22 protein-coding genes are annotated in these 23,347 nt (G+C 44.6%); 16 read left to right on the forward strand and 6 right to left on the reverse strand.

Annotated elements, in window-relative coordinates; genetic code table 11:
* Window positions 1-65: 65 nt before the first annotated feature.
* The 13 genes from gspC (at window position 66) to GNIT_RS16470 (ending at window position 12,784) form a co-directional block, all read left to right on the forward strand.
* Window positions 66-1,073, forward strand: coding sequence for a type II secretion system protein GspC (gspC, locus tag GNIT_RS16410; protein WP_014110431.1), 1,008 nt, complete (start codon window positions 66-68; stop codon window positions 1,071-1,073).
* 16 nt (window positions 1,074-1,089) lie between these two features.
* Window positions 1,090-3,162 (forward strand): type II secretion system secretin GspD, encoded by a 2,073-nt coding sequence (gspD, locus tag GNIT_RS16415; RefSeq protein WP_014110432.1) that lies wholly within the window; start codon window positions 1,090-1,092, stop codon window positions 3,160-3,162.
* A 2-nt stretch (window positions 3,163-3,164) separates the two neighbouring features.
* On the forward strand, window positions 3,165-4,739 hold the full coding sequence (gene gspE, locus GNIT_RS16420) for a type II secretion system ATPase GspE (RefSeq protein WP_014110433.1): 1,575 nt from the start codon (window positions 3,165-3,167) through the stop codon (window positions 4,737-4,739).
* A gap of 1 nt (window position 4,740) precedes the next feature.
* Window positions 4,741-5,955 carry a type II secretion system inner membrane protein GspF gene (gene gspF / locus GNIT_RS16425; RefSeq protein WP_014110434.1) on the forward strand — a complete coding sequence of 405 codons (1,215 nt, stop codon included), beginning with the start codon at window positions 4,741-4,743 and terminating at the stop codon, window positions 5,953-5,955.
* A gap of 60 nt (window positions 5,956-6,015) precedes the next feature.
* Window positions 6,016-6,456 (forward strand): type II secretion system major pseudopilin GspG, encoded by a 441-nt coding sequence (gspG, locus tag GNIT_RS16430; protein WP_041246981.1) that lies wholly within the window; start codon window positions 6,016-6,018, stop codon window positions 6,454-6,456.
* 23 nt (window positions 6,457-6,479) lie between these two features.
* The gene (gspH, locus tag GNIT_RS16435) at window positions 6,480-7,091 is read left to right on the forward strand and encodes a type II secretion system minor pseudopilin GspH (RefSeq protein WP_014110436.1); all 612 of its coding nucleotides are present in this window, start codon (window positions 6,480-6,482) and stop codon (window positions 7,089-7,091) included.
* The gene (gspI, locus tag GNIT_RS16440) at window positions 7,088-7,492 is read left to right on the forward strand and encodes a type II secretion system minor pseudopilin GspI (RefSeq protein ID WP_014110437.1); all 405 of its coding nucleotides are present in this window, start codon (window positions 7,088-7,090) and stop codon (window positions 7,490-7,492) included. The genes gspH and gspI overlap by 4 nt, the downstream gene beginning before the upstream one ends.
* Window positions 7,485-8,117: a type II secretion system minor pseudopilin GspJ gene (gene gspJ / locus GNIT_RS16445; protein WP_014110438.1), complete on the forward strand. Its 633-nt coding sequence runs from the start codon at window positions 7,485-7,487 to the stop codon at window positions 8,115-8,117. Before gspI ends, gspJ begins: the two co-directional genes overlap by 8 nt.
* The gene (gspK, locus tag GNIT_RS16450) at window positions 8,114-9,163 is read left to right on the forward strand and encodes a type II secretion system minor pseudopilin GspK (protein ID WP_014110439.1); all 1,050 of its coding nucleotides are present in this window, start codon (window positions 8,114-8,116) and stop codon (window positions 9,161-9,163) included. Before gspJ ends, gspK begins: the two co-directional genes overlap by 4 nt.
* A complete protein-coding gene (gene gspL / locus GNIT_RS16455; protein WP_014110440.1) occupies window positions 9,163-10,416 on the forward strand; it encodes a type II secretion system protein GspL in 1,254 nt (417 codons plus the stop codon). The genes gspK and gspL overlap by 1 nt, the downstream gene beginning before the upstream one ends.
* 37 nt (window positions 10,417-10,453) lie before the next feature.
* Window positions 10,454-10,930, forward strand: coding sequence for a type II secretion system protein GspM (gene gspM / locus GNIT_RS16460; RefSeq protein ID WP_014110441.1), 477 nt, complete (start codon window positions 10,454-10,456; stop codon window positions 10,928-10,930).
* Window positions 10,931-11,698 carry a type II secretion system protein N gene (locus tag GNIT_RS16465; RefSeq protein WP_014110442.1) on the forward strand — a complete coding sequence of 256 codons (768 nt, stop codon included), beginning with the start codon at window positions 10,931-10,933 and terminating at the stop codon, window positions 11,696-11,698.
* Window positions 11,699-11,830: 132 nt separating this feature from the next.
* A complete protein-coding gene (locus GNIT_RS16470) occupies window positions 11,831-12,784 on the forward strand; it encodes a GGDEF domain-containing response regulator (RefSeq protein WP_014110443.1) in 954 nt (317 codons plus the stop codon).
* 17 nt (window positions 12,785-12,801) lie between these two features.
* Here GNIT_RS16470 and yjjX read toward each other — a convergent pair whose 3' ends face one another.
* Window positions 12,802-13,323 (reverse strand): inosine/xanthosine triphosphatase, encoded by a 522-nt coding sequence (gene yjjX / locus GNIT_RS16475; RefSeq protein ID WP_014110444.1) that lies wholly within the window; start codon window positions 13,321-13,323, stop codon window positions 12,802-12,804.
* A gap of 78 nt (window positions 13,324-13,401) precedes the next feature.
* Window positions 13,402-14,067 carry a GMP/IMP nucleotidase gene (yrfG, locus tag GNIT_RS16480; protein WP_014110445.1) on the reverse strand — a complete coding sequence of 222 codons (666 nt, stop codon included), beginning with the start codon at window positions 14,065-14,067 and terminating at the stop codon, window positions 13,402-13,404.
* Window positions 14,068-14,136: 69 nt separating this feature from the next.
* On the opposite strand from yrfG, the gene nudE reads away from it, so the two are divergent.
* Complete coding sequence (nudE, locus tag GNIT_RS16485; RefSeq protein WP_014110446.1) at window positions 14,137-14,703, forward strand: ADP compounds hydrolase NudE; 567 nt, start codon at window positions 14,137-14,139, stop codon at window positions 14,701-14,703.
* Entirely contained in the window at window positions 14,704-15,519 is an 816-nt protein-coding gene (gene cysQ, locus GNIT_RS16490) for a 3'(2'),5'-bisphosphate nucleotidase CysQ (RefSeq protein ID WP_014110447.1), read from the forward strand.
* A gap of 230 nt (window positions 15,520-15,749) precedes the next feature.
* Here the strand turns inward: cysQ and GNIT_RS16495 are convergent, their stop codons facing one another.
* Entirely contained in the window at window positions 15,750-16,868 is a 1,119-nt protein-coding gene (locus GNIT_RS16495) for a 2Fe-2S iron-sulfur cluster-binding protein (RefSeq protein ID WP_014110448.1), read from the reverse strand.
* A complete protein-coding gene (locus GNIT_RS16500) occupies window positions 16,865-17,626 on the reverse strand; it encodes a PepSY domain-containing protein (RefSeq protein WP_049786951.1) in 762 nt (253 codons plus the stop codon). The genes GNIT_RS16495 and GNIT_RS16500 overlap by 4 nt, the downstream gene beginning before the upstream one ends.
* A 213-nt stretch (window positions 17,627-17,839) precedes the next feature.
* Here GNIT_RS16500 and GNIT_RS16505 point away from each other — a divergent pair, with 213 nt between their 5' ends.
* Window positions 17,840-18,391, forward strand: coding sequence for a YkvA family protein (locus GNIT_RS16505; protein WP_014110450.1), 552 nt, complete (start codon window positions 17,840-17,842; stop codon window positions 18,389-18,391).
* Between the two features lie 143 nt (window positions 18,392-18,534).
* Here the strand turns inward: GNIT_RS16505 and GNIT_RS16510 are convergent, their stop codons facing one another.
* Together GNIT_RS16510 and GNIT_RS16515 are read right to left on the reverse strand one after the other, a co-directional pair.
* Window positions 18,535-21,678, reverse strand: a complete 3,144-nt coding sequence (locus GNIT_RS16510; RefSeq protein ID WP_014110451.1) for an efflux RND transporter permease subunit — start codon at window positions 21,676-21,678, stop codon at window positions 18,535-18,537.
* Window positions 21,675-23,285, reverse strand: a complete 1,611-nt coding sequence (locus tag GNIT_RS16515) for a copper-binding protein (RefSeq protein WP_420492362.1) — start codon at window positions 23,283-23,285, stop codon at window positions 21,675-21,677. The genes GNIT_RS16510 and GNIT_RS16515 overlap by 4 nt, the downstream gene beginning before the upstream one ends.
* Window positions 23,286-23,347 lie beyond the last annotated feature (62 nt).

Here is a 23,347-nt window from a genome sequence, read left to right on the forward strand (position 1 = left end):
TTTAATTATAAAAATCGTATCACTTATGCTCTTTGCTATTGTCCACACCGTAATGACTAGATATGATGGGTGCCGATGAAGTTCATAATAATAATATTACTGAGAAAATGACAGTCACCAATTTATCATTGCAACCCGCGGCGAGAATGTATAGGCAGCACCAAAACAAAATCATCATGTTGATTGTTGTGTTGCTCTCGCTGTATCTCATTGCATTTGCAGCTAAGCTTACGTGGCAAATTATTCCTCAGCCTGAAACCTTGCTATCTAGTTCATTTAACAACTCTAACACGCAAGCGTCTAAGTCAACATCTCGTGTAGACATATCGCCCCTCATCAAACTCAATTTATTTGGCAACCCGGAAGCAAAACCCCTGACCACCGTCAAAGCTGAGGTTACCGACGCACCCGAAACCAAATTGAATCTCACGCTAACAGGCGTTGTTTCAAGCGCTGATCCTAAAGTGGGGGCAGCCATTGTAGAAAACAATGGGAAACAGAATACTTATGGCGTAGGTGATAAAATAGACGGAACTAATGTAACCTTGGATGAACTGTACATAGACCGTGTAATTATTAAAAATAGCCTCACCCGCGAAACTTTGATGCTAGATGGCATTGATTACGATGAAGCGAATCAAACGCGCAAACAAGAAGCACGACAGCTAACACCACAATATAATTCACCGCAAGCGGCCGACGAATATAAATTGTCTGAAAATGATCCAGAGTTCGATCCCGAGGAAGCATCAGACAGCGCTAGGGAGATGCGCGAACAAATTAGTCAATCCCCAACTAGCTTTACGGATTTCATTGCGATTAAACCGCACACTTCCAATGGGCAGTTGGTTGGTTATCAAGTTTCACCAGGCAAACAGCCGGACTTTTTTCGTGATGTCGGATTGCGCTCTGGTGACATTGTTACCCAAATAAACGGATTAGATTTATCTGATCCAGCACAGTCATTAGAAGCAATAAACGTTCTACGAGAAGCACAGTCTTTGCAATTGGAAGTGCTAAGGGGCGATGAGGCTTTGTCATTAGATATCGACATTCCGTCGTCTGAAGAATAAATAAAAGGGTCGTACTATGAGGCTGGACAGCCAAAGAATCACAAGCTTTCGTCAATTTTTAAAGACATCTGTTATTGCGGCAAGTATCGCCGCAGGCTTATTTGCCACAGCGGGAGCATACGCTACAGAATATAGCCCCAACTTTAAAAATACCGAAATAACCGAATTCATCAATATCGTCGGTAAAAATCTAAAACGAACTATTATCGTGGATCCCAACGTACGCGGTAAAATTACTGTTCGTAGCTACGACTTATTAACCGAAGAACAATATTATCAATTCTTCCTGAACGTGCTGCAAGTGTATGACTTTGCTGTTGTTGAGATGCCCAGCGGCATTCTAAAAATAGTCCGTTCGAAAGATGCGAAAACGTCAAATATCCCTGTTGTCGACGGCGATATGCTTAACGGCGATGAAATGATTACGCGTGTGCTTCCAGTCTATAATGTTCCAGTGCGCGAGCTTGCTCCAATTCTTCGTCAATTGAATGACCAAGCGGGCGGCGGTAACGTAGTGAGTCACGACCCTTCAAACGTTATGATGTTGACCGGCCGCGCAGCGGTGGTAAATCGTCTGGTCAAAATCATAGAAAGCGTTGACCGCGCCGGCGATGAAGAAGTTGAGGTTATTAAACTCAAGCACGCTTCGGCAACGGAAATGGTGCGAATTATCGAAAGCATCAACAAAAACCAAGGCACGGCCGGTGCCGGTAAATCAGAACCGCGCGTAGTGGCAGATGATCGCACTAACAGCATCATAGTGAGCGGCGATGTGAAAGCACGTCAGCGCTTAATTAACCTTGTTACGCGCATGGACCAAGAGCTAGAAACTAACGGCAACACGCGAGTCATTAACCTAAACTACGCGAAAGCAGAAGATCTAGTCAAAGTGCTGCAGGGCGTCAGCGCTGGCATTCAGGCTGAAAGTCAAGGCGGCGCGACTACACAGCGCCGTGGTGGAAATAGTAACCGCGACATCAGTATCGATTCGCACGAAGACTCTAACTCCTTGGTGATCACCGCTGAACCCGACATGATGCGCTCGCTTGAAGACGTTATTCGTCAGCTTGATGTGCGTCGCGCGCAAGTGCAGGTTGAAGCGATTATCGTGGAAGTGTTCGAAGGCGACGGCACGACTTTAGGTGTGCAGTGGGTTTCTGAAGAAGGCGGCGGAACGCAATTTACGAATGGTGTCATTGGTGTTGGTTCATTGGGTGTTGCGTTGCGTGAAGCTGAAGATACCGTTATTACCGGAACAGCAATAGGCCCTAATGGCGACGTTGTACCTACCACAACGACGAGTGAAGGCAACCTAACCCCACTCGCTGCCCTGCTCGGCGGCGCTAATGGTCTCATTGCTGGTGTCATTAGAAACGGCTGGGGCGCAGTTGTGCAAGCGGTCAGCACCGACACTAACTCAAACATATTAGCAACTCCGCACTTAACCACCATGGATAACGAAGAAGCCTTCTTTATCGTCGGTCAAGAAGTGCCGATTATTACTGGCTCTACAACTGGCTCGAACAACGGCAACCCGTTCCAGCAGGTTGAACGACAAGACGTAGGTATCAAACTCAAAGTCACACCACAAATCAACGAAGGCGACGCGATACAACTGCAAATTGAACAAGAAGTATCGAGTGTATCAGGCGCAACCTCGGTGGATATTTCCATCAATAAACGCGAAATTAAAACTACGGTCATTGTGGATGACGGCGGCACAATCGTATTAGGTGGCTTGATTGATGAAGACGTGCAAGAAAGTGTATCTAAGGTACCGCTGTTAGGCGATATCCCATTTGTTGGTCATTTGTTTAAATCGACAACAACAAGCAAGCGCAAGCGTAATTTGATGGTATTTATCCGTCCTACAATCATCCGTGATGGCATTACCTCAAACAAAATCAGCTTACGTAAATACAACTACATTCGAGCGCAACAGTTGAAGCGTCAGTCTGAAGGGATCCCATTAATGCCGTTTAAAGAAGGGCCTTCGTTGCCGGAATGGAATGATGCCATGGTATTACCACCTTCGTTTGATGAATACTTGCTCGACAAAGAGAAGAAAGCGAAAGAAGGTAACGATTAGCGATGACTGAAGCTATTGACAAAGCAGCGACTGATCTTAGTTTAGAAGAAACCGAAGCGCTCGTTACCGACGAGGTCACCGATGGTGTGCCTGAGGAAGCCGAGCCCTTAGCTGCCTTACAGCTTCCTTTTAGCTTTGCCAAGCGTCATAAAGTATTGGTTGAGTCGGCGCACGAACCGGTAAAGGTTTATCACACGCCAAGCACCGACTTTTCCGTATTTGCGGAAGTGAGACGCTTTTTAGACCAAACCTTTGTACTTGAAGAAATAGCTGAAAACCGCTTTGAAGAACTGCTCACCAGCAGCTTCCAGCGTGATTCAAGCGCAGCGAAGCAGTTGATGGAAGACTTAGGTAACGAAAGCGACCTGCTGTCATTAGCCGAAGACCTACCCGATACCGAAGACTTGCTCGAAAGTGAAGGCGACGCACCTATTATTCGCTTAATTAATGCCATGTTGGGTGAAGCGATTAAAGAGGGTGCCTCAGATATTCACATTGAAACCTTTGAAAACCAGCTTGTTGTGCGCTTCCGCGTTGACGGCGTGTTGCGTGAAATACTGCGCCCAAATCGCAAAATGTCATCCATGTTAGTCTCGCGTATTAAGGTCATGTCCAAAATGGATATTGCTGAGAAACGCGTGCCGCAGGATGGCCGCATTAGCTTGCGTATCGCAGGCCGAGCGGTTGACGTGCGTGTATCCACCATGCCATCGAGCCACGGAGAGCGTGTTGTATTGCGTTTGCTCGACAAAAATAACGCCCGCCTTGATTTGAAAGATTTAGGCATGACGCTGGACAACAGAAACCACTTTTCAAGCTTAATTCGCAAGCCACATGGCATCATGCTGGTTACCGGCCCGACGGGCTCGGGGAAAAGTACGACACTGTATGCAGGTTTGAGCGAAATAAATTCCAAAGACCGTAATATTCTGACCGTTGAAGATCCTATCGAATTTGACTTAGAGGGTATTGGACAAACACAAGTAAACCCGCGCGTCGATATGACCTTCGCGAGAGGATTACGGGCTATATTACGTCAGGATCCGGATGTCGTGATGGTGGGTGAAATTCGAGATATTGAAACAGCACAAATTGCAGTTCAGGCCAGTTTAACTGGCCACTTGGTATTATCGACCCTGCATACCAATACAGCCGCGGGCGCAATTACGCGTTTAGAGGACATGGGCATTGAACCCTTCTTGCTATCAAGCAGCTTGCTCTCGGTGCTTTCACAACGTCTGGTACGTAAGCTGTGTAAAGAGTGCAAAAAGCCACACGAACCAAATAGTGCAGAACGCGAAACATTAAGCGTTGCTGAAGGCGAACAAGTGGTCATTTATCGTCCCGTTGGCTGCACTGCATGTAACCACACTGGTTACCGCGGACGCACCGGTATTCATGAGCAGCTAATTGTGGATGAACATATTCGCGAAATGATGCACGAAGGAAAGGGAGAGCAAGTGATAGAAAAATATATGCGCAAAAACACGCCTTCTATTCGTCAAGACGGGTGTGACAAAGTGTTGCTCGGCGTTACCTCTTTAGAAGAAGTTCTACGAGTTACCAGAGAAGAATAATATGGCAGCCTTTGCATACAAGGCCATGGATGCCAATGGAAAATCCAAAAGTGGCGTACTTGAAGGCGATAACGCGCGGCAAATTCGCCAACAAATTCGTGAACAAGGTTTAATTCCGCTTGAACTTGAGCAAGTGGCTGAACAAGAGAAAAAAACACAAGCCTCGTTCTCGCTCTTTAAAGCCAAGATTTCTGCCGGTGAGCTTGCTCTCTTAACACGCCAGATGGCCACTCTAATTGAGTCAGCTCTACCTATTGAAGAAGCATTGCTTGCCGTTGCCGAACAATGCGAAAAACCACGCCATAAAAACATGATGATGGCGGTTCGCAGTAAGGTAGTCGAAGGCCATGGTTTTGCCGACGCTTTGTCTGAATTTCCCTATGTGTTCGACAACCTATTTCGTGCCATGGTAGCTGCTGGCGAAAAATCAGGTCATTTAGATACCGTGCTAAACCGACTCGCTGACTACACCGAAAACAGAGAACGCACACGTAATCAAATTATCCAAGCATTGGTATATCCGTTAATCATGATGGTAGTGGCGGTTGGTGTAGTCATTATGCTTTTGGTGAAAGTCGTACCGACCATTGTTGGCCAATTTGATCAAATGGGCCAAGATTTACCCACCATTACAAATATATTAATTGCAATTAGTGACGGTGTGCAAAATTACGGTGTGTATGCGGCTATCGCACTTGCAGTAATAATATTCTTAATAGCACGATTATTAGCGATTCCTCGTATGCGCATGAAATACCACAAAAAATTACTGCGCATGCCCTTTGTTGGCCGATTAACAAGAAGCACAAACACCGCACGATTCGCTCGGACTTTGAGCATTTTAACCGCCAGCGCGGTACCTTTATTAGAGTCAATGCGCATTGCAGGGAATGTTTTAGAGAACCTTCACCTTAAAGAAGCGGTCAAAGAAGCAGCGTCAAAAGTAAAAGAAGGGTCAAGCCTTCGAAATGCATTGGAAAAAACCAAAATGTTCCCACCAATGATGATGCATATGATTGCATCCGGTGAGCGCTCTGGTGAGTTACAACAGATGTTAGCGCGAGCTGCTGACAACCAAGACAGAGAATTTGAGTCAACAGTAAGCATTTCTCTGAAAATATTTGAACCCGTGCTGATTGTCAGTATGGCGGGTGTTGTCCTATTTATAGTATTGGCAATATTAATGCCGATATTGGCATTAAACAGTTTAGTCTAGGAGGTAATTTTTATGAGCAATCAGACACAGGCTTTTGCGCTCAGCAAACGCAAACACGCAATGGCTAATAGCAAAGCAAAGCAGTTCGGCTTCAGCTTAATTGAAATCATGGTCGTACTTTTTATTATCGGCATGATGGCCGCTTTCGTCGCGCCGCAAATTTTCGAAAACCAAGGTACTGCGCAAATTAAAAAAGCGGCGGTTGATATCCAAACCCTCGAAGGACAATTGGAAATGTACAAACTACGCACCAATCGTTTCCCGACCACAGAGCAAGGTTTAGAAGCACTGGTAACGATGCCTACTATAGACCCTATTCCGCGCAACTATCCAAACGAAGGGTTTATTAAACGTTTACCGCTTGACCCGTGGGGAAATCCATACCAACTTCTAAGTCCTGGCGAAATTGACAGTATCGATATTTATTCTTTCGGACCAGATATGGAAGAAGGGACAGACGATGATATTGGCACTTGGAATATCAACGAATACCTACAATAAACCTAATAAAAGCGAGGGCTAGAGTGCGCAAGCAACAAGCAGGTTTTACACTCATCGAGATCATGCTAGTGCTAGCGCTCATGGGTCTTATGATATCTGTTGTTTCGTACACAGCCCTTGGCACCAATCACTACGACAAAGTCAACGAGCAAGCCAAGCGATTTCAAGTAGTTTTTGATATGGCCAGCGACTATGCGGTGCTAAATCAAGCACAGTTGGGTATTCGTATTGATGAAGAGAAAAACACCTATACCTATGTGGTGCTCGACGATGAAGACAAATGGGTTGAGCTAGGTGACCAGAAGCTTTTCGCTAGCTATGAATTACCCGAATATATGACGCTGCAACTTGAACTCGAAGACTTACCCTGGCAGCAGGAAGAGCAGCTGTTTGACCGTGGTGTATTCGACGAACAGTTAAGCATTAGCGATGAAGGGGTTGAAATAGGTAAAGAAGAGGATATTCCTCCGCCCCCACCGCAAATCTTTTTACTGTCTAGCGGAGACATTACCCCTTTTGAATTAAGCATGACGTTTGAAGACCCCTTTAGCAATGATGAGCCAATTACCTTCGCATTGCGCGCTAAAGAAGTAACGCCTATTGAACGCATTGCGCCCGAGGACCGGGAGCTATGACGAAAGTAATAAACGCAACATTTAACCGACAGCAAGGTGGCTTCACCTTACTCGAAGTTATGGTCGCGATGTTTATATTCGCAGTGGCTGGCGCAGCCATTATTAAAACCACCTCTGAGCACATCAACTCTGTCGGCAAGCTTGAAGAAATTACCTTCGCCACTTGGGTTGCGAATAACCAACTGATGCGAGCGTCGTTACTGTCTGAAAAAACTTGGCCTCCGAAAAACAAAGAGCGCGGCAGCGTCGAAATGCTCGACCGAACTTGGTATTGGCAACAAGAAGTACAGGCCACTGCCGACGAAGACCTCAAAGCGATTATCATTACTGTAGGCAACGATCCCGAATATATAGGCTCGATAACCTCAGTGACTACCTATGTAGCAAAGTCGAATGGGTAAACTTATTTTCCGCAAAATAGCTCGCAATCAGTCGGGCTTTACGCTCGTTGAAATTCTTGTCGCTATGGCTATTTTTGCATTAATTGCGGTTGGTTCAGTAACCATGCTCAGTGCAGTAACGACCCAAAATGAGCTGTCTGATGAACGAATGAAAGCACTACAGGACATGCAGCGCGCAATGCTCATTATTGAACGCGATTTTCTGCAAATGGTGCCGCGTAAAACGCGGGTCGAGGGCGAAGTATCTGACACCTTAGTTTTTGCTGGGAACTTTTCTTTTGAAAGCGACAGCGGCAGCATCGGCTTTGTGCGCTCCGGTTGGCATAACCCGCAGTTAACACTGCGCAGAAGCACTATGCAGTCTGTTGCGTATAGAACACAGGACAAAAAACTTGAACGCTTGTTTTCAACCTATGTCGATAACGCCATTGGCGTTGAGCCCAAAGCACGAGTCTTGTTAGAAGGCGTTGAATCAATTAGCTTTGAATTTTTAGAGAAATTCGACAGTAAAAAATTTGAATGGAAGCAAGCGGAATCGGTTGAAGAGCTGCCTATCGCCGTTGCCATCATAATAGAATCAGAAGCTTACGGCGAAATTCGACGCGAATTTAAGGTGCGTCGATGAGGCCAAATAAACCAACAAACAAGCGGCTTCTTTTAAAAAAGCCACACGCCAAATCTCAGAGAGGTATCGCCCTGCTAGTGATATTACTGATTGTGGCTATTGTTAGCATTCTTGCTACAGAAATGATGGCTCGACTGCAGCTGAATGTTGCAAGAACGGTCAATATTAAAGACAACAATCAAGCATTTTGGTACGCCATGGGCGCTGAACAGTTTGCCAAAAAATCGCTAAACGAACTCAAAACCTTGTCACCAGACAATATGAATCTAGGTCAACCTTGGGCGCAGGTATTTGAATACCCAATCGATAGTGGCGGCATTCAAGCCGAATTGACTGACTTACAGTCTTGTTTCAATCTAAATTCATTGACGCTCCCACCTCTTGAGAATCCGCCCACGCAGGACCCCAATAAAGCACCAACAACCCCGGCGCTCGCGTTTTCTAATCTGATGCGTTTGAGCAGCGAAAACGTTGACTCTTTTACCGCCGAAACCGTACGCGACTCGCTTGTCGACTGGCTCGACAAAGACGGCAATATTACAGGCTACGGGGCTGAAGACGCAGACTATGAGTCATTGCGATTCCCATACGTTGCAGCAAATGCACCGATGACGAATAAATCGGAACTGCGTTTAATAAACGGCATTGAACTGAGTTATCTACGCGAATTACTGCCGCATGTTTGTGTGGTGCCCGATATCGCATTTAATGCCCTGCAGGTGAATATCAATACGGTTAAGGAAGAGAATGCACACGTGCTCGCCGCAATGTTGAATCTGACAGTTGAAAACACACAGCGCATCATCGCCTCACGTCCACTCGATGGATATGGAGATACTGAAGAGTTCTTTTCCGAGCCGGAAATTGTTGCATTGAACTTAAGCGCGGAACAAAAAGCGTGGTTCGTTATAAAAACAAATTATTTCATGCTATACACTAAAACCCGCTACAATAACTCATCGTTTAAAATGACAAGTATTTTTAAACTCGATAGCGAGGGAGAGGGTGTGAGCGTGTTAAGTAGAGAATTTGGAGGCACTAACTGATGGAAAAACTAGCGATACGCTTGGGCTCAACTCCGCACGATCCAGTTCATTGGCTAGTGTGGTCTGACACTGAAAAGGAAATCATTGCCTCTGGTGAACTGCCCGACGTAGAGGGTTTAAGACAACTTAGAGAACGCGCACCGAATGCCGAAGTTATCGGTATCGTACCTGGTTGTGATGTTGTCCTAAAAACTGTTCAGTTGCCATTAAGAGCAAACCGAAAAGTGCTGAATGCAATTCCTTTTATGCTTGAAGACGAAGTTGCCTCAGACATCAGCAAGTCATTTTTCGCTTTCGGCAAACGCAGCGGCGACTTACAGCAAGTGGCGATCGTTTCACGCGAAAAACTAACGTTTTGGCAAGAAATACTGAAACAATCCGACTTACATTGCGACCTCATAGTTCCCGATACACTTGCACTGCCTTATTTACCTGACACTCTAAGCTTATTGAGTTTAGGCAATCACGACCAATCACCGCTAATAGTTAGAGCAGGTGAATGGGATGGTTATCAAGGAGAACAAAGCTGGACGTTTCCACTTTTTGAAAAACAACTCAGCAAAAACAGTCAGTCTGTCGTGGCTTATTCAGAGTTAATGCATGCTGAGCAGCTGCAGGCATTTTTTGCGCAAGAACATAAGGGCGATAGTGAGGAATCTCCTAGCGATCCAGCAACACTCACCGCAAATTACGACAAGTTACCAATGCAGCTATTGCTTGATGGCGCGTTAGAGGCGAATTTTAATTTGCTACAGGGCGATTTCGTCGTAAAACGTAAAACCAATGCACAGTGGGAAAAGTGGCGCTTAGCGGCAGTGCTCGCCGCCGTAGCCTTGTGCGTTAACTTAGCCAGCAAAACAGTTGAGTTAAATTCAATTAAAAGCCAACGCCAAGTGGTTGAAAATAGGTTACAAGCAAGTATCAATGAAGGTTTCCCAAATTTACCTAAATCGAGAAATAAAGAAACCGCGATTAGAAATGAAATGGTGCGCCTTGAGCAAGGAGGCGGCGGTATTTCAATGTTAGTCATGCTTACCCAAATGAGTCCGTCTTTTGCCAACACCGGTGTTAAACCACAGTCCATTCGTTACGACGCAACACGCACAGAATTGCGCATGCAGTCGGTAGCCAGCAACTTTGAGTCGCTCGAAAAATTTCGTCGCGAAGTTCAGGCGCTGGGCTTTGAAGTAGACCAAGGCGCGATTAATAATAAAGGCGAACAAGTCGTTGGCACGATCATTATCAAAGGCTGAGGGAGAATCTCGGTCAAAGCGTTATTAAGGTAACAGTATGAAAAAGTATTTTGGATGGTTTTATGCGCTGTCAGAGCGCGAGCAAAAAATGGTGAGTTTAGCCGCAACAGTTTCCGTCATTGGCATTTTCTACTTCGCATTATGGGCGCCGTTGAACAACTCGCTTGTTCAACAACAAGTTTTGCTTGAAAATCAAACTACGTTCGCCTCATGGGTTGACGAACAAGCTATAAGAGCAGAAAAATTAAGACAATCAGCCTCTGGAGCTAGTTTCACCGGCTCGCTTACACAGCTTGTTAACCAAACGACTCGTACCAGCAACATTCAAGTTGCCCGCATGCAGCCCGTCGGCGAAAACCTGCAGATTAGTATCGACGAAGTTTTGTTTTCTGATTTAGTGACATGGCTCGATGTAATGGAGCGCCGAGGCGTTGTCGCCATTCAGTCCGATATTACTGAAACAAATAATCCCGGCTACGTACAGGTACGTCGCCTGCAATTAGGAAAGCGTTAAATGATAAAGATGAAGCCTTGGAAATGGATCGTACTGGCTATTTTTACCTATCTGATTCTGCTGGTCGCCTATTTGCCTGCAGTACACATTGTTAAATTTATACAAACGAATAATCCGAATTTGCCGGTAAGTATAGGTAAGGTTGAAGGCACACTGTGGACCGGTAAGGTCGACAAGCTTATTGCACAAGGTATCGTAATTAATAATCTGAAGTGGGAGCTATCTCCTTGGTCTTTATTAATAGGCAACGCCAGTGTGGACCTTAACGGCGGTAAAATTAGAGGAAGCGAACAAGCATATGTGAAAGGCAATGTCAGTGCTTCGCTGTTTAATTTACAAAATGTAAGCGCTGAAGAATTCAGGTTATTTTTACCTGCTCGTAGCGTTATGGCGCAGCTACCGCTCCCAGTGCCCGTGACTGCTGATGGTCGCTTTAGAGTTGAAATTAAAGAATTTGAGTTTAACAAAGCCTGCGTCAACTTAGCGGGAAGAGGGAGTTGGTTGAATGGCTCTGTTAGTGGGCCTAGCGGCGTTATTGATTTTGGTAATTTCGACGCTAACCTTGTTTGTGAAGGCGAACAATTTGCCATACAAATACAGCCTGACAACATGTTAAACCTTGATGCAAAAGTGCTACTGTCGGTTGCTGGAAAGTACAACATTAAAGGTCGTTTCAAGCCTTCTGATACCATGCCCAAAGAAGTGCAGCAGGCAGCAAACTTTTTTGGAGCCGCTGACAACGAAGGATTCCGCAAAATAAACCTGTAGCTTTAATTATTTTATCAATAAATTCAGTTAGTTAAATATTTTTGAATAAAAACACCCTTTAATTTGTACGATTTTTAATCTATTTTAACTAGCCATGTCGCAAACCTGCGACGTATTTGTGGTTGACGAAATATGCAGCTAAAAGAAATAACAACACCTCACATCAGCGAGCTTGATGTTGCGAAAAAATCGCGCTTACTTGTGGTCGACGATGACCCAAATCAGCTTCGATTTTACCTTCACGGCTTGAGCAAGCTGTATTATTGTCAGTTCGCTAGGACTGCTCACGATGCGATAAGTTGTGCCCGCCAATTCCCTCAGCCCGACTTAATTATTCTCGACGTTGTTATGCCAGATCTCGGCGGATTTGAAATTTGTCGATTATTAAAATGTGACCCACTAACCTCAAATATTCCCGTAATATTTGCTAGTGGAATTGAAGATATCGACGTTAAGGTACGCGGCTTTGACTTAGGTTGCGTAGACTACATCACCAAGCCGGTTCTCGTTCCAGAAATGAATGCTCGCATCTCGACTCATTTGAAGCTCGCGCGCCAAGCGCACTTATTGGAGTCTTTGGCATACTTGGATCCATTAACACAAGTGCCTAATCGACGTCAGTACAATGAAACCATTCAGAGGGAATGGTCGCGCAGTATCCGTTATGCGCAACCCATTGCCATGATACTCATCGACATTGATTTTTTTAAGCAATTTAATAACTTTTATGGGCACGGCGTTGGTGACGATTGCTTAATTAAAGTCGCTTATCATTTGCACTCATTAAGCCGCCGTCCTGGTGACTTATTTGCACGAATTGGTGGCGAAGAGTTCGTATTGATCCTAAGTGATTGTGATGAACTCGGTGCAGTTAACAAAGCAGAAGAAGTCATTGAGACTGTTTCCCAATTAAACATCGCTAATCAAGGCGCACCTAATCATGACCGAGTGACTGTCAGCGTGGGCATTGCAGTGGCAAAACCAAAAGTATCAGAAGAACCCCTCTCACTATTTCAAGCGGCAGACGAGGCGCTGTATAATGCCAAAAACTCCGGCCGAGACAAGTACGCCCTAGCAGAGCGGTAGAGCTAAACCCGGGTCTACTAAAATAGATCGGGATAGAAGAAGGCGCTCAAGGTCAATAATGTTGCGCTGATATAAATACTGCTGCGGGTTTCTAAGCCATTGGTTAACTGACCAATGGCGCCCCCCTTTTGCTTGATATTCACCGTGTTGAACATGTCGTCCATCGCAGGGCCAAGCTCTTCGCCTAACTTCAGTTTTTGATATATTTGATTGGGTAGTGGCAACGTTGCTGTTCTGCCTGTTTGCAGTCTGGATGCGTCTGCAATACACACCACAGCATAGGTACTAGGAATATCATCCAAAACATCCACTCCGCCTTCGTAGCTGACGAAGTAGTCAGCGCTATGATGCTGTTGGCAGTACCTCACTCGATTAACTGCACCATCTCTGGTTTCTTGCGTGCTCATCGGTTGCTCGCTAACCAAGGATGGAGCATCGACGGCAAGCACTTCAATTTCATGATCGGCAAACGCGGTCGCAAAGCTCTTTCTGGCAGCTTCAATTTTTACTGGGTTTTTAGACGCAACAATGATTTTCATGGTTAATTATTCATTCCTCAAATCGTTTCTCTTTGACTCTTTATGTAGTCTTTATTTCGCAGTGATGAATGCGCTACGTTAATTAATATCGTGCAAAAGACTCAAGTAATCATTAGTAGTCATGTGCCCGTGGATCTCATTTTCTGGCAGCTTACTATCAGGGTTTGTAATACCTAGGGTGTACGCAATCCCATATTCCTTTGCAGCATCTAATATCACCTGGCTGTCATCTACAAATAGAGTTTTTGCCGGGTCAAAATTAAGATGGGCCTGCAGCTTCTGCCATAGCAACTGCGATTCTTTGGTTACCCCAAACTGATGAGTAGAAATAAGTTCATCAATATGCTCGTCCAATTGTGTCTTCTCTACTTTTAAAGACAAACTTCCAGGGTGCGCGTTGGTAACCAATACCACTTTTTTCTGACTTGCTTTGAGCGCATCTAAAAAGGGTAAAGTATCGGGACGAAGGCTAATTAAATGCGATATTTCCTGCTTTGCCACAATAATATCCAAATCAAGCTGCTCAGCCCAATAGTCAAGACAGTACCACTGTATTTGGCCCTGAACTTTAGCATAAGAGTCGCGCATTTCTTGCTTGCACTGCTCTATACTTTTACCCTGCTTCTCGGACATCTTTTGAGGAATATGCTCTAACCAAAATTGATTGTCGAAATGCAAATCAAGTAAGGTTCCATCCATATCCAATAAAACAGTTTCTATGTTATGCCATGGTAAAAGTGCCAAGCGATTTTCCTTGTGATAATGTAAGCAATATAGGATTCTAAAGTATCAATAGCTTATCGTGAATTAGGAATGAGTAAAATAGACAATAAAAAAGAGTTACCAACGATCCACAGCGCAGAAATCGTCGCTAAATCTAAGTTTTTTAAAGTTGAAAAGCTGAACCTTGAATTTAGCAATGGCGCAACCCGAGAGTTCGAAAGAATGGTGGGCGCGGGACGCGGCGCCGTTATGATTGTGCCATTGAAAGATGCTGATACGATGTTGCTCATTCGTGAGTACGCTTGCGGAACCCACTCCTACCAGTTAGGTTTCCCCAAAGGCCTAATTGATCCTGGAGAGACATCGGAGCAAGCGGCCAATAGAGAGTTACAAGAAGAGGTTGGCTACAAAGCCGACACACTTCATGCGCTGCATACGGTGCATATGGCCCCCACATTTTTTGATGCAAAGATGCATATCCTGATTGCCGAACACTTAACGCCGCAGTCATTAGAAGGCGATGAGCCAGAGCCATTAGAGGTGATTGAATGGCCTGTGGCCAAAGTAGATGAGCTACTCGCAAGAGACGACTTTGTCGAAGCCCGAAGCGTGGCAGCATTGCTGTTATTGCAAAAATGGAAGAAGGAAAATAACTAAGTGCACCATTCCATTGCAGAGTTACTAGAAATAGCTAAAGAAGCCGCCTGTACTGCAGGACAAGAAGTCTTAGATATCTACGACAAAGGCGTTTTCGAAGAATACGCAAAAGATGACGAATCGCCAGTCACCAGCGCAGACTACCGAGCGAACGATATCATTATGAGCATCTTGCAAGAGCAGACGCCTGATATTCCAGTGATGTCTGAAGAAACACCGCAAGTGCCTCTTGAGGAGCGCGCAAAATGGACCCGTTATTGGCTTATAGATCCTATTGACGGCACGCAAGAGTTTATTGCGCGCTCAGGTGATTTTGCTGTCAACATTGCACTGATTGAGAATAATGAACCCGTTATTGGGGTTATTTATTGGCCCACCGGTGAAACGCTGTATTTTGCAAGTAAAGACCAAGGTGCATATAAACGCTGCAATGTTGAAACCAAAAGAATCGCGGTGAGAGAGTTCAAAGTACCTAGCGAAGACGTGATCATGATTGCAATTAGTCGTCGACAATCGCGTGAAAAAGTGTTCAATAAAATGTCAGATAAACGCGTGTACCAAACGCTACCGGCGGGCAGTTGCTCGTTAAAAGCCTGTTTCATTGCCGAAGGTAAGGCTGACGTATTCATGCGTTTAGGTGTTACGGGTGAATGGGATACTGGTGCCTCTCAATGCATTATTAACGAAGCCGGCGGCAGAATTGTCGCCGCCACATTTGATGAACTCAGCTATAACCAGCGCGATTCAGTTGAAAACCCAGATTTCGTGGTACTAGGTGATCAGCGCGTACATTGGGAAAGCGTCATTCAGTATTAACGGTCTTAAACCCCGTCTTTCTTGCGGAGGCAGGAATCTCCCCGATGCTACCTCTAATTGTTCAACATTTGCACATCGCAAATACCGTGATTGAGATGAAATATAAATGTTAACTATTATTAAAAAATACGATGAACTGGGATTTAGGTGGGTTGATTAGGAGATTTCGGTGGCTGCAAACGTTTGATAAAAAACTTTTTGAAGGAAGACGGCTTAGTCACAACACTTAGTTAATGTTGATTCAGTTCGATGTTCGACACTTCCTTCATGACATGCTGGCAAGCAAGCCTATAACCGAGCGCTAATTCATCTGGCGTCAAACGCTCACGATCAGCGGCTGTAATCAACAATTCAGGTTCACCTTTAAATTTGCAAGTACCGCAAAGGCCACCGCCACCGCATATTGATCTAATCTCGATATTACTGGCGCTGAGTGCGTCAAGAATAGAACTATTTGCGCTTGCTGATAGTGTCACCGCTTTTGGGAGCTTTTCGCTATGAACGAGCAACATTTTATTTCGATCAAACCACGTTATTTTGATGCGCCCGTCGCTAAAAAGTCGGTACAGCCCCCATGCCCCAGTGCCCGACAATAAAAGCGTCATTACGGCAAATATCTTAATAAACCAATTGTTAAAACTCCCTTCTTCAGCATAATCCATGAAGTGCAGCATCAGCAAAAGATCACGCCAGCGTGTTTCGTCATTCACATGTGCAATCACATCACCGGTTTGTGCTCGGATATAAATACTCGTTTGACTGACATCATCAACGTTAATTTGCCAAACGGCATTGCGCTCACGGGGTAGGTCTTCTATAGGCGGGTATAACAAGCCTGCTACAGACATTTTCTCTGATTGGTCTGCTGATAGATTAGGATTTTGGGTCTGAGAAGATCCAAACGCGCTATCTTTATACGAAAAGCGAGCTATCTGATAGATTAATTTTTTATCAGTAGGTGCTAATTCCTCTGCGCTTAAATCAATTAATTCACCGCTTATCGCATCCACGAGTTTATAGTGCGACGCTTGGTAGTCATGCTGCCCTGCATTTATTTTTAACTTATAGATTACTTGATCAAATAGACGACTAAGCTCAATTTCGCTTGTCATGGGATAGTTTTTTAATAATGATTTAACGCTAACAAAAGGTGTATTTACAGCGCCTGAATTGTCGTCAGTATTTTCATAAAAGCGAGCAAAAGAAGTCGGATTATTACGCACCAAAGTGTCGCGACCAGCAGCCTTATCCATATCAAGCTTACCCAGCAAAAAGCCTGAACCAAGCCAGATAAATAGCTGTATGAAAACAGCTAGGGATAGCCACTTATGCACCCGTTTAAACATCATGAGGTAGCGCCTTCCAACTTATTCTTAAACAAGCGAAACCAGAGCAATACAAGGCCAGATAATGCGGCGAGAAAACCACTAACGCTAAATACATTTAACAACAGATTGTTTATATCTTCACCTTCATAGTAGTCCATGATGTGAAGCCGCCACAGTAAATCAAAAATACGCCAAGTATTTTTTCTCACCGTGACTATCTCGCCGTTTGTGCTGCTCACATAAAGGGTAGGCGAGTTGACGCCAAAAAAGTCAATCCGCCAAAGCGGTAGTGGACGAAACGCAATTTCACTGGGTGGGTTTTCAGTAATTAATTCAATCTGTTTTACTTCTTTAGATTCTTTCAAACTACCAATAGCAAGCTCAAGTGCGAGCGATTCTGAGATGCTGTCGATTAGCGTTCCGGTGCTCGCATCCAAGATCATCTGTCCATTATCAGTAAACCGATAAACTGGGGTTATACCCAACCAACCTAGGGTGATATTTTTGGCATCAGGGTAGAGAAGAACGACTTCATTAATATCGACACTAATAGACCGTCGTGTTTCTTGAGAGGCTTTTTGACCTGAACTGTTATGCTCATTTTGACGAGTGTCATCTGCGTAGACGAGGACTGGTTGCTTAGCGCTAAGTAAGTCCTCACCATGAATACTGTGAATATCTATAAGCACCATATAAAGGCCACTAAAAGACCATATCAGAAACTGCAGTCCGACGAACAACATAAGCCATCGATGATATCGGCGAACTGCTGTTACCATTTAAAACTCATTAATATGCTTACTCAAGTAGGTCCGTTTCCATATTAAATAGATGATCGACAAAATTAGCAAACTCAAATTCGTCGCCGCGTTAATTATGCTCAAATTGATTATCAATCGCACAATGAGTGTGTATACTAATTGTACAATTAATTAATAAAATGTTGCTGTTTATTAATTAAGGATCTCAACAATAAAACAAGGATTGCGACAATGCCTATTGAAATTACTTTTAAACTGTCTGACACCGATTTAGAGCACTTCCGAGCGATGATGAGGCTCGCTATGGAAAAAGCTCGCGCATACCCGCCATCTGAGGTGTTGGAAAAAGCCCGTGCCGTTTGTGCAGAAATGGAGCAAGCCAATCTCCCTGACTTTGTAAAGCAAAGACTAGATTCATTAGAAACACTCATATCGGCATTAGAAGACCCTGAGTGGCAAATGCCCGAAGATGAAAAAAATGAGATCCTGACCTCACTTGCATATTTCACTGAACCGGAAGATCTCGTTCCAGATAATATCCCGGGTTTAGGTTACGTAGACGATGCAATAATGATTGAGCTCGTTATTCAAGAATTATCCGAAGATTTAAACGCATACATGCAGTTCTGCAGTTTTAGAACAACTGAGGTGAATCGTCGCGGTGACCAAGCAAACACAAATAGGGACAGTTGGTTGGCAAGTAAAAGAAGCGAACTTCGTTCCAATGCTCGACGCAATCGAAGTTCAGGAGGCGGAACACGCTTGTTCTCAAGGATCATGTAAGTTAAATAATTCAAGGGTGAGTTTTTAATTCACCCTATGAAAACCTGTTTAACAAAAGCCTTCCACCTTATATTTTCTTACCCTGTCATGCTTGGCAGTCAAGCGCATCATCTATTTGCGACATAGACGAACCTGATAAGTATTTAAAACTCATTAAACTGCTTCTTCAACTGCAGTCGTTTCCATAGTAAATAAATGACCGGCAGAATTAGCAGGGTTAACAATAATACGCTGACCATACCACCAACCATCGGCGCAGCGATCCTACTCATCACTTCAGACCCAGTTCCTACTCCATATAATATAGGTAATAGACCAATGATTATCGTTGCAGCGGTCATCATGACAGGCCTCACTCTCAGCGCAGCACCATGTAACACAGCTGAGAAAAGGCTATCTTGAGTAGGTTGTTTGCCTTGCTCTTTGCAGTTTTCAAGCATGCTATTAAAAGACTGATTGAGATACACCAGCATGATAACGCCTATTTCTACCGCCACACCGGCTAGGGCTATAAAGCCAACACCTACCGCAACTGAAAAGTTGAAGCCTTCCAGATAAATGAGCCAAATACTGCCGACCATTGCCAACGGCAGCGTTCCTATAATCATCGCGACTTCAGTGATATTTCTGAAGTTTAAATACAGCAATATAATGATGATCATTAGGGTTAAAGGAAGCACGTAGGAGAGCTTCTCTTGTGCTCTTTGCATATACTCATATTGCCCTGACCACGTTATGGAATACCCTGCCGGTAACTCAAGTTGCTCATTTACGGCAGCCTGGGCTAAGGCAACATAGCTGCCCAAGTCGGTATTTTCGATATCGATAAAAACCCAACCGTTGGGTCGTGCATTTTCGCTTTTAATGCCAGGCGGACCATCTTCAATGAACACATTGGCAACATCCGCCAGCGCAATACGTTTTCCTTGAGGCGTAACAATCGGCAATAAACCCAAGGCCTCAGGGGAGGCGCGATAAGATTGCGGATAACGGATATTGACTGGGTATCGTTCCAGCCCTTCAACACTTTGCGTCACCTTCATGCCGCCCACAGCGCTGGCAACAACCGACTGTACGTCAGCAATATTCAAACCATAGCGCGCAGCCTTTTCTCGCTGGATATCCACTTTAATGTAGCGGCCACCGGCTACCCGTTCAGAATAGACAGATGCTGTGCCTTCAACCTGACTTAGAATTTGCTCAATTTGTTGGCCAATTTGTTGAATTTCTTTCAGGTCACGCCCGCCTATTTTGATACCAACAGGTGTTTTGATGCCGGTCGCTAACATGTCTATACGCGTTTTTATGGGCATAACAAAGGCGTTTGTAAGGCCAGGAATATCTAATAAGTCATCTAACTCTTTGATTAGCGATTCCGTCGTCAAGCCTTCCCGCCATTCGTCTCTAGGCTTTAACTGAATAAAGCTTTCGATCATAGTTAATGGCGCAGGATCCGTTGCTGTTTCAGCACGTCCTATTTTACCAAATACGGTCTGTACTTCTGGGACCGTGTAAATCAGCTTATTTGTTTGTTGCAGAATTTGTCGCGCTTTACCAACAGACACGCCCGCGTAAGTTGTGGGCATATACATCAAGTCGCCTTCGTCGAGAGGCGGAATAAATTCACTGCCTATTTTATTAATAGGCCAAAAACCGACAAAGAGTATGACTAAAGCAGCCAACAAGGTGCTTTTCGGAAAGCTCATGACGGTTCTAAGTGCTGGCAAATATAACCAAGACAAAAATTTATTAACCGGATTTTTATGCTCCGGTAGTATTTTACCTCGAATAAAATAGCCCATTAATACTGGCACTAAAGTAATGGCAAGTGCAGCGGCTGCCGCCATCGCATAAGTTTTAGTGTAGGCCAAGGGCGCAAACATCCGTCCTTCTTGTGCCTCAAGTGTGAATACGGGCAAAAAACTCACGGTGATGATCAGTAGGCTTGAAAACAAAGCAGGCCCAACTTCCGTGGCTGAATCTATGACGATTTGCCATCGGTTTTCGTCTGTCAGTGGCGTTTTTTCGATATGCTTATGCATGTTTTCTATCATGACAATAGCACCATCGATCATCGCACCTATTGCAATTGCAATGCCCCCCAATGACATAATATTGGCATTAATGCCCTGTAAATGCATGATGATAAAGGCGGTAAGGATCCCGACCGGCAGACTTATAATGGCAACTAACGATGAGCGAACGTGAAATAAAAACGCAATACAAACGAGCGCGACGACAATAAATTCTTCAAGTAGCTTAGAGCTTAGATTATTCACCGCTCGCTCAATCAATGCTGAGCGGTCATAAACCGGCACTATCTCAACGCCATCCGGTAAACCCTTCTTCAGTTCTTCTAGTTTTAACTTCACCGCGTCGATAGTTTGCTGGGCATTTTCACCAAAGCGCATGACCACAATTCCGCCAACAGCTTCGCCTTCACCATTCAGCTCTGTCACGCCACGGCGCATTTGCGGACCAACAACCACTTCCGCAATATCTTTAATCAACAGCGTAGTGCCTTTGTCGGTAGTGCTTGCACCTAGTGGAATATTCTCAATGTCCTGTCTATTTTGAATATAACCTGTTGCTCGCACCATGTATTCAGCCTCGGCAAGTTCAATGACCGATGCGCCAATTTCTTGATTGCCTCGTTGTATTGCAGTTTGTACATGCGATAGTGGAATGCCATAAGCACGCAATTTTTCTGGGTCAACCTGTACTTGATATTGCTTAACCATACCGCCGGCAGACGCAACTTCGGATACACCGGCCACAGTTTGTAATTCATACTTTAGAAACCAGTCTTGTAGGCTGCGCAGTTCGCTAATATCGTGCTGTCCGGTTCTATCGGTTAATGCGTAGATATAAACCCAACCCACACCGGTGGCATCAGGCCCTAATTGAGGTCTCGCATTTTCCGGTAAGCTCGGTGCCACTTGGGACAAATACTCAAGCACACGGCTTCTTGCCCAATACAAATCCGTGTCATCGTCAAAAATGATGTAGACATAAGAATCACCAAAGAACGAGAAGCCTCTCACCGTTTTAGCGCCGGGCACTGAGAGCATTGCCGTCGTTAGCGGGTAAGTAACCTGATCTTCAACTACTTGTGGCGCTTGTCCTGGATAGCTGGTTTTAATGATTACCTGCACATCGGACAAATCTGGAATGGCATCTACAGGGGTGTTTTTCAGCGAAACTAAGCCACCGCCTACGATGATAAAGGTGCATAATAGTACGAAGAATCGGTTGTGTACCGACCATCTAATAATCGCTGCAATCATGGCTTCACACCTACCACTTCAAACATACCTGATTCAGGTTTTTGCAATAACACCTGTAGAGTTTGTCCCTCTGCTAATTGAGTGAAGTCGACATCCTCTGCAACAACAAAATTCATGGTCATACCGGGCATGCCCCAATCATCAATATCCCCATGCGTTAGTCGCACCATTCTTTCCTCTGGCATGGCGTCATCTACCGTAGCCTCAACCCACACAGGCTCATTCATACCGCCCATTCCACTCATTCCACCCATGTCGCTCATGTTGCTCATGTTGCTCATGTCGTTCATTTTTTCGTCTTCGCCTTCAGCAAGCGCAGTCTTTGACCGGTCAAGCTCGCCTCCTATACGAATAAAGTCAGAGCTAATACTGCTTTCGGAATCCAATAAAAATTGAGCCGAAGTTACCACTGTATCGCCATCCATCAGGCCAGATAAAACTTCAGTGTAATTACCTGATTTCAATGCAGCCTTCATTGTTGTATGACCAGAGTGAGGCGCATTTGGGTCTGTCACTATTTCTACAACATTGCCAATGTTGACTTCCACTGACTTAAATTTTCCGTCGCCTAAGGCCAGCACTACACGGTTTTGCGTTCCGGTGCGAATGACCGCTTCAGAAGGTACAACAATGTTAAGTTCATCAACTTGAGATTCTTGCATAAGCTCATGCATATTTTCATCACTGCTCTTATGCATAGCTGATTTTCCAGTAAAAATGCTCACTTGTGCGAACATATTGGGCTTTAAGAAATAGTCTTCATTGCTAAATCTCAAGCGTGCTCTCAAGGTACGAGTACTGGCATCCATTGTAGGATAGATATAATCAACTTGGCCTTCCCAGGTTTTTCCGGGTAAGTATTCCATAGTCATGACGACCGGCAAACCCAATTTGACTAAATTCGATTGGCGTTCAAAAATTTCTGCATCAACCCAGACTTCATCTAAAGCAGCAATGGACATGAGCGTCATGCCCGGCTTTACATAAAAGCCTTCGCGAATATTCAGGTTATCAACAAAGCCAGTTTGCGACGCGGTGAACACAACGGTCTGCTGCACTTTTTCAGATTCGACAAGTTTGTCGATGGCTATTTTTGGCATTTGTAAGGCTTGTAAACGCGATTTCGCTGCCGCCATCAAGTTTCTGTTAGCGCGCTTTACCGCCAAGAGAAATTCCTCCTGTGCATTCACTAATTCAGGAGAATACAGCGCAAACAAGGGCTCGCCTTTTTTAACATATTCACCGGCTGCTTTAACATTCAGCACTTCAATCCAACCCTCGACTCTAGGATGAACGTGCACGAGCGTATCTTCATTATATTGAACGTAACCGACTGTTTTTATAGTAACATCAAGCGCCCTACGCTGAACTTTAGCAGTTTTAACACCTAAATTATTGACCACATTTGGGTCGATTCTGATTGTGCCTGGACTGTCTTTCCCGCCACCATTTTCATCATCGGCATAAACCGGTACCAGATCCATTCCCATGGGTGACAAGCCTGGTTTATCTCTTTTGAAATTAGGATCCATAGGCGCAACCCAATAAAGAGGTTCGCTCTCGGTAGCTTGCATGCTAGCAGATGATGAAGCCGTTTCTCCTAGCATAAACTTATAACTAATAAGGGTGACAATAACCCCTATAACTAAACCAATGCCGAGCAATACAA

Source organism: Glaciecola nitratireducens FR1064, from assembly GCF_000226565.1.
Classification (GTDB): Bacteria; Pseudomonadota; Gammaproteobacteria; order Enterobacterales; family Alteromonadaceae; genus Glaciecola; species Glaciecola nitratireducens.